This is a genomic window from Myxococcus sp. CA005 (genome assembly GCF_006518205.1).
Lineage (GTDB): Bacteria > Myxococcota > Myxococcia > Myxococcales > Myxococcaceae > Myxococcus > Myxococcus xanthus.
In genome coordinates, this window is record NZ_SRLV01000171.1 from 1 (window position 1) to 5,387 (window position 5,387).

General features: G+C 70.4%; 7 protein-coding genes and 1 pseudogene. 4 read left to right on the forward strand and 4 right to left on the reverse strand.

Going from position 1 to position 5,387, the window contains the following annotated elements; genetic code table 11:
* The 4 genes and pseudogenes from FMQ63_RS36710 to FMQ63_RS36725 form a co-directional block, all read left to right on the forward strand.
* Positions 1-401 (forward strand): annotated as a pseudogene (locus FMQ63_RS36710) (hypothetical protein); the annotation flags it as partial.
* Positions 402-449: 48 nt separating this feature from the next.
* Positions 450-677 (forward strand): hypothetical protein, encoded by a 228-nt coding sequence (locus tag FMQ63_RS36715; protein ID WP_011557409.1) that lies wholly within the window; start codon positions 450-452, stop codon positions 675-677.
* A 49-nt stretch (positions 678-726) separates the two neighbouring features.
* The gene (gene mnmE / locus FMQ63_RS36720; protein WP_011557408.1) at positions 727-2,055 is read left to right on the forward strand and encodes a tRNA uridine-5-carboxymethylaminomethyl(34) synthesis GTPase MnmE; all 1,329 of its coding nucleotides are present in this window, start codon (positions 727-729) and stop codon (positions 2,053-2,055) included.
* A gap of 76 nt (positions 2,056-2,131) precedes the next feature.
* Positions 2,132-2,737 carry a Uma2 family endonuclease gene (locus FMQ63_RS36725; RefSeq protein WP_043612096.1) on the forward strand — a complete coding sequence of 202 codons (606 nt, stop codon included), beginning with the start codon at positions 2,132-2,134 and terminating at the stop codon, positions 2,735-2,737.
* A 60-nt stretch (positions 2,738-2,797) separates the two neighbouring features.
* On the opposite strand, the gene FMQ63_RS36730 is transcribed toward FMQ63_RS36725, so the two are convergent.
* From FMQ63_RS36730 to FMQ63_RS36745, 4 genes are all read right to left on the reverse strand, one after another.
* The gene (locus tag FMQ63_RS36730; protein WP_011557406.1) at positions 2,798-3,184 is read right to left on the reverse strand and encodes a DoxX family protein; all 387 of its coding nucleotides are present in this window, start codon (positions 3,182-3,184) and stop codon (positions 2,798-2,800) included.
* 17 nt (positions 3,185-3,201) lie between these two features.
* Positions 3,202-3,642 (reverse strand): SRPBCC domain-containing protein, encoded by a 441-nt coding sequence (locus tag FMQ63_RS36735; RefSeq protein WP_011557404.1) that lies wholly within the window; start codon positions 3,640-3,642, stop codon positions 3,202-3,204.
* Positions 3,639-3,965 (reverse strand): helix-turn-helix transcriptional regulator, encoded by a 327-nt coding sequence (locus FMQ63_RS36740; RefSeq protein ID WP_011557403.1) that lies wholly within the window; start codon positions 3,963-3,965, stop codon positions 3,639-3,641. The genes FMQ63_RS36735 and FMQ63_RS36740 overlap by 4 nt, the downstream gene beginning before the upstream one ends.
* Positions 3,966-4,127: 162 nt before the next feature.
* The coding region (locus tag FMQ63_RS36745) for a hypothetical protein (protein WP_228556571.1) at positions 4,128-5,387 on the reverse strand (1,260 nt) is incomplete at its 5' end.

Genomic DNA, 5,387 nt, shown 5'->3' on the forward strand with positions numbered 1-5,387 from the left:
CCCCCGCCGCGCCCCGTGCCGCGGCGGCCCAGGCGCCAGCGCCTGCTCCGGCGAAGGGAGGCCAGCGGGGTGCGCAGGCGCCCGCCGCCAAGGCCGCTCCCGCCAGCAAGGGCGAGGGGGATGAGCGCTCGGTGACGGTGGAAGAGGATGCCGCGCTGAAGGCGGCCATCAGGCAGCTCGCGGAGAAGTCGGGCAGCCTGGGCCGCTTCTACGCGATTGCCGCCATGAAGCTTGAAGACCGCGCGCGCGTCCTCACGTCAGTAGAAGGAGTGGGTGGCGTGAAGGTGTCGGCGGAGGGCGAAGGCCGAAACCGCCGCGTGGTGTTCACTCCGGACAAGCCCGCCCCGCTTCCCAAGCGGAGCATGCTGCCGGACGACGACGAGGACGACTTCGACGCGTGAGCCGCTGGGCGCGCCGCGCGCGCCGGGGCTCCCGAAGCGAGACGAGGGATGGGCAAGGCGAAAGCTCTCAAGGACAAGCTGTACGGCGCGGCGGTGCTCAAGATGAGCTTCCGCCTTCGCGGGGATGAGGAGTCCCCTGCGTTCCGCTTCGTCTACCCGGGTGTCCTACGGGACCTGGAGCTCGAGGACGAGGCGGTGGAGCGGTACATCGAGGAGAACCGCGAGGCCGTGGAGAAGGCCGCCCGCGGCTCCACGCCTCCCATTGGGACCCGCTGAAGCAGCGGGTCTCGCGCTGTTCAGGCTGGATGCGCTCCAGCGGCCGCGTATGACGTCTTCTTCCATGACCATCGCGGCCCTGGCGACCGCACCTGCCGCGGGCGCCGTGGGCATCCTCCGGCTGTCGGGCCCGGAGGCCCTGGATGTGGGCCGGCTGCTGGCCCCGGGTGTGCCCGCGCAGCCCACGCCGCGCCATGCGTACCTCGCGTCCTTCGTGGATGCGGAGGGTCGCTCGCTCGATGAGGGCCTGTTCCTCTACTTCCGCGGGCCTCAGTCCTTCACGGGCGAGGACGTGGTGGAGCTTCAGGCCCACGGCAGTCCGCGGCTGCTGCGGCTGCTCCTGACGCGGGCGCTGGAGGACGCGCGCGTGCGCCACGCCGCGCCCGGTGAGTTCACCCGCCGGGCCTTCCTCAACGGGCGGTTGGACCTGACGCGCGCGGAGGCGGTGGCGGACCTGGTGGCAGCGGACTCGGAGGCCGCGGTGCGTGCCGCGGCTGCGGGGCTCTCCGGCGCGCTCGCCTCGCGCGTGCAGGCCCTGGAGGAGCCGCTGCGCGCGCTGCATGCGGACATGGAGGGCGTGCTCAGCTTCCCTGACGAGGCGGAAGGCGCGGACGAGGACGTGGGCGAGCGTGTCACCGCGCTGCGTGCCCAGGCGGAGACGCTGCTGGCCGAGGTGGGCCGGGGCCGGCTGGTGCGCAGGGGTGCTCGCGTGGCGCTGTTCGGTCCCGTCAACGCGGGCAAGTCCACGCTGTTCAACCGGCTGGTGGGCGAGGCCCGCGCGCTGGTGGATGACGAGCCTGGCACCACGCGGGATGCCTTGGAGGCCCGGGTTGAGTGGGACGGGCTGGCGGTGACGCTCTTCGACACCGCGGGGCTTCGGGAGACGCCGGGACGTGTCGAGGCGCTGGGCATCGCGCGAACGCGGGCGTTGCTCACGGGCGTGGACCTGGCGGTGCTCGTGCTTCCGCCGGGTGTCACACAGGCGGAGGTGGAGGCTTGGACGCGTGACGTGGGAGGCACGCCCGTGCTGGTGGTGGACGGGAAGTGTGATGTGGCCGAGGTATCCAGCTCGCCGCGCCAGCGTGTGAGTGGCCTCACGGGTGAAGGTGTGGACGCGCTTCGCGACGACATGCTCGGGCGGCTGTGGGGCGGTGGCACGCCCTCGGCGGTGGCCCTGGTTTCCGAGCGTCACGCCGATGCCTTGCGTCGCGCGTCCGAGGCGCTGGGCCGCGCGGAGAGTGCCTCGCGCGTGTCCACCCTGGAAGTCGTCTCCGGTGAAGTGGGGCTCGCGCTGGAGGCGCTCGGCGAAGTGTCCGGTACCGTCGTTTCGGAGGCCTTGCTGGACGCAATCTTCCAGCGCTTCTGCATCGGGAAATGACGCCTTCCGTCGAGCGGAGGACGTGTCAGACGGCTCCATAGAATGCCCGCCTCAACCGGTGATTCTCGGAGGCGCTGTGATTGAAGGCATCATCCCCCTGGCGAACCATTCGATGCTCTCGGCCCTGCCCTCGGGCTGGGTGGGGGAGATTCTGGACGAGGAGCTGGTCGCCTCGCCTCGTCCCACTGCCGCGCAGACGCGCGCGGCCTTCATGTTGGGCGTGGAGCTGGGTGAGCAGCTCGACAAGCGCCGTGGCGGCAGTGGCCGCTGGTGCTTCCTGCGTGCGCCCGAGCTGCACCTCGGTCACGACATGCTCGTGCCGGACATGGCCGGCTGGCGCCGCGAGCGCGTGGACGTCCCCTTCGAGCCGGACGTCCCCTTCCTCACGCTGGTGCCAGACTGGGTCTGCGAGGTGCTGACGCCCTCCACCGCCGCGTTGGACCGCGCGCGCAAGCTGCCGCTCTACGCGCGCGCGGGCGTGTCGCACGTGTGGCTGGTGGACCCCGCCGCGCGCACGCTGGAGGTGTACCAGCGCGTCAAGCGGGGCTGGCTGCTGACGGGGAGCTACGAGGATGACGCGCTGGTGCGGGCCGACCCCTTCCCGTCCTCGACACTGGAGCTGGGCTCGCTGTGGCTGCCCGAGGGCGCCGAGAAGCCCTCTCTGCTGGTGGCTGTTCCGTGATGCGCGTTGGCGCCCGCGCTGAACTCACGGGCGATGTCGCAGGCATCGTCCGTCATCGCGTCACGCGGCGGCTGCCACCACCGGCTTGAGGACGTAGCGGCCGTACGTCACGAAGGCGAGCAGCACACCCATCACGAGCGACCAGAGCATCGGGTTCTCGGGCGTCAGCTTCGTCGAATGACGCGCGTACAGCACGGCGAGCGCGAACGTCTCGAACGTGAGCACCGCGGCCGCGTGCGCGGTGAGGCTGGGCATCCACTTGAACGCCGCCGGGATGATGAGCAGCACGCCACCGGCCATCTCAAGGAAGCCGAGTGCCCGCCATGCTCCGAGGGGGACCTCGCTGAACTGGCTCGCGAGCTGCTGGAAAGAGAATGCCTTGTACGACCCGCCTGCGAGAAACAGCAGTGCGAGGACGGCCTGAAGAATCCAGAAGACGATGTTCATGGGTGGGGGCTCGGTGTTCAGGCCTTGAGGGCCGGGTTGTCGGATGCCTTCTCGAGTGCCTTGGCGAGCTTTCCGTGCATCATCTTCCAGCCGTACTCGGCGCCGTGGAACGCCTGGTCCTCCTTGAAGCCGGAGTGCTCGAAGAGGACGCGCGTTCCATCGCCATCGGCTTCGAGCCGGTAGCGGACGCGGGTATCCAGCCAGCCCTCGCCCACGACCCACGTGAACTCGAGCTCGGACGGAGGCGCGCACCGGAGCACCTCGCAGTGCACGACGAGTCCATCGAATTGGGCCCGAGGGTCCGGAGGCACGCGGAAGGTGAAGCGATGCCCGACGCGCGGCTCGAAGTCGTTCGGGTACATCCAGTCAGCGAGCGCCTCGCTGGTCGCGAGCGCGCGCCACACGACGGCGGGCGACTGGGTGAACTTCAGCTCCCGTCGGATTGTCTTTGTCGTCATTGCTGCTTGTCGCCTTTCTCAAGGTGCCGCCGCAGTCGGGCGAAGTTGTCGTCCCAGAACCGCTCGTAGTGAGCGATCCAGTCGCGTACCGGCTCCAGTCGCTCCGGCACGAGGCGGTACCGCCGTTCCCTGCCGTGCCGTTGCTCGGTGACGAGGCCCGCATCGAGCAGCACGCGCAGGTGCTGTGACACCGCCGGGCGGCTCATCTCGAAGTTCTCGGCGATTGAATTCACCGGGCGGTCGCCATCGACCAGCAGGTCGAGCATGCGGCGCCGCGCCGGATGGCTGATCGCTCCGAACACCCCTGGCTCGGTGTGCATCATCGTGCGCCGATAATGCGTAAGGATATGCTTACGTGTCAAGCGGCGGAATGTCGTGGCCCGGCGCTTCACCGCGCAGGCGTGCCGTCTCGACGAGCGAGTCGCGGAGCGCCGCGACCTCGGCGCCTCGCTTCGACTTGCTGCTGTCGTGGTTCTTCCGGACCTTCAGCTGGCGCGCTTGAGGTCCGCGTCACCAGCGGGGCGCGCCAGCCGGCGCACCGCGCGCAGGAGGAGATCCGGATCCACCGGAGCGGCGAGGAAGCCGCGGGCCCCCACCGCCTGGGCGCGAGGCAGGTCCTGTTCCGGCATCTTGCCCGCGACCAGTACCTGCGCGTGGACCGGACGCGGCAGCGACTCCATCGCCGGCAGCGGCGCAACCACGACCTGGGCCGCGTTCGCCGCGAGCAGCTCCTCCGTGCTTGCGACCTGCGCCCGCAGGCCCGCCTGGGACATCACTCGCACCAGCCCGGTGGTGGCCTCCTCACCCCAGCCGTACACCAGGACCTGAGCCATGGGCACCGGCTGCGCGGCCGTGAGCACGGGCAACGCCGAGGGGACGTGGTTCCGCGTTCCGGCCGTGCGCTGCATGGCGCGCGCGGAGAACGGCGCCTTCGTGGACCCAGGCCGAGAGACATGCGTCAGGTGCAAGCCCTCCGTCGTGGCAGGCGTCGCGGCCTGTTCGGGGCGCCCTGCCTCCAGGGGCAGCGGCTGCGCGACAGCGGCCAGCGGTTCGGGCATGGCGCGGATGGCCTGCACCAGCCGCCTCATCTCCGCGGGCACCGCCTGCGCCTGGACGACCACCTCTTCCAGCGAGCTCAGCAGCGGCAGCCCATCCTCACCGCCAGGAGCCTCCATGTTCGTCAGCTCCGCCATGCTGCCGCCGAGCACCATGGGCATGCTCTCGTCCGCCTCTGGCAGCGAGAAGCTCTCCATGCCGGGACGCCGAGGCACTGCCTCACCGGTTTCACCCCGGTAGAGCTGTCCAATGGCCCGGCGGATGGACGCATCCGACGCCAGCTTCGCCACCACGCGGGGCTTGCCGGACACGCTCTTCACCGCGTCCAGGGACGCCAGACTGGCGGGGGCGGCGATGGCCACCACCAACACCGAGTCCCGGCCCCCCTGCCCTTCCAGCTTCAGCGGCACCACCCGGTGTGCCTCCGCCACGCGCTCCGGAATCAGCCAGGTCAGGCTCGCGTCCGGTGGCTGGACGTCCAGGTCCACCGTCTGCATCCCCGCCTGGAAGGCCAGGGCCTCCAACACCTGCTGCGTGGTGCTGAAGCGCTGGTCCACCACCACCTGCCCCAAAGGCACGCCCCACTTGCGCTGGTACGCCAGCGCCGAGTGGAGCTGCAACGCGTCCACCACACCCCGCTCCAGCAGGATGTCACCCAGTCGCTTCTTCATCTCGTCCCCCCTCACGCC

Coding starts and splice junctions, on each gene's coding strand:
- FMQ63_RS36735 (WP_011557404.1), bottom strand. CDS start 3,642: ATGACGACAAAGACAATCCGACGGGAGCTGAAGTTCACCCAGTCGCCC.
- mnmE (WP_011557408.1), top strand. CDS start 727: ATGACGTCTTCTTCCATGACCATCGCGGCCCTGGCGACCGCACCTGCC.
- FMQ63_RS36740 (WP_011557403.1), bottom strand. CDS start 3,965: ATGATGCACACCGAGCCAGGGGTGTTCGGAGCGATCAGCCATCCGGCG.
- FMQ63_RS36715 (WP_011557409.1), top strand. CDS start 450: ATGGGCAAGGCGAAAGCTCTCAAGGACAAGCTGTACGGCGCGGCGGTG.
- FMQ63_RS36730 (WP_011557406.1), bottom strand. CDS start 3,184: ATGAACATCGTCTTCTGGATTCTTCAGGCCGTCCTCGCACTGCTGTTT.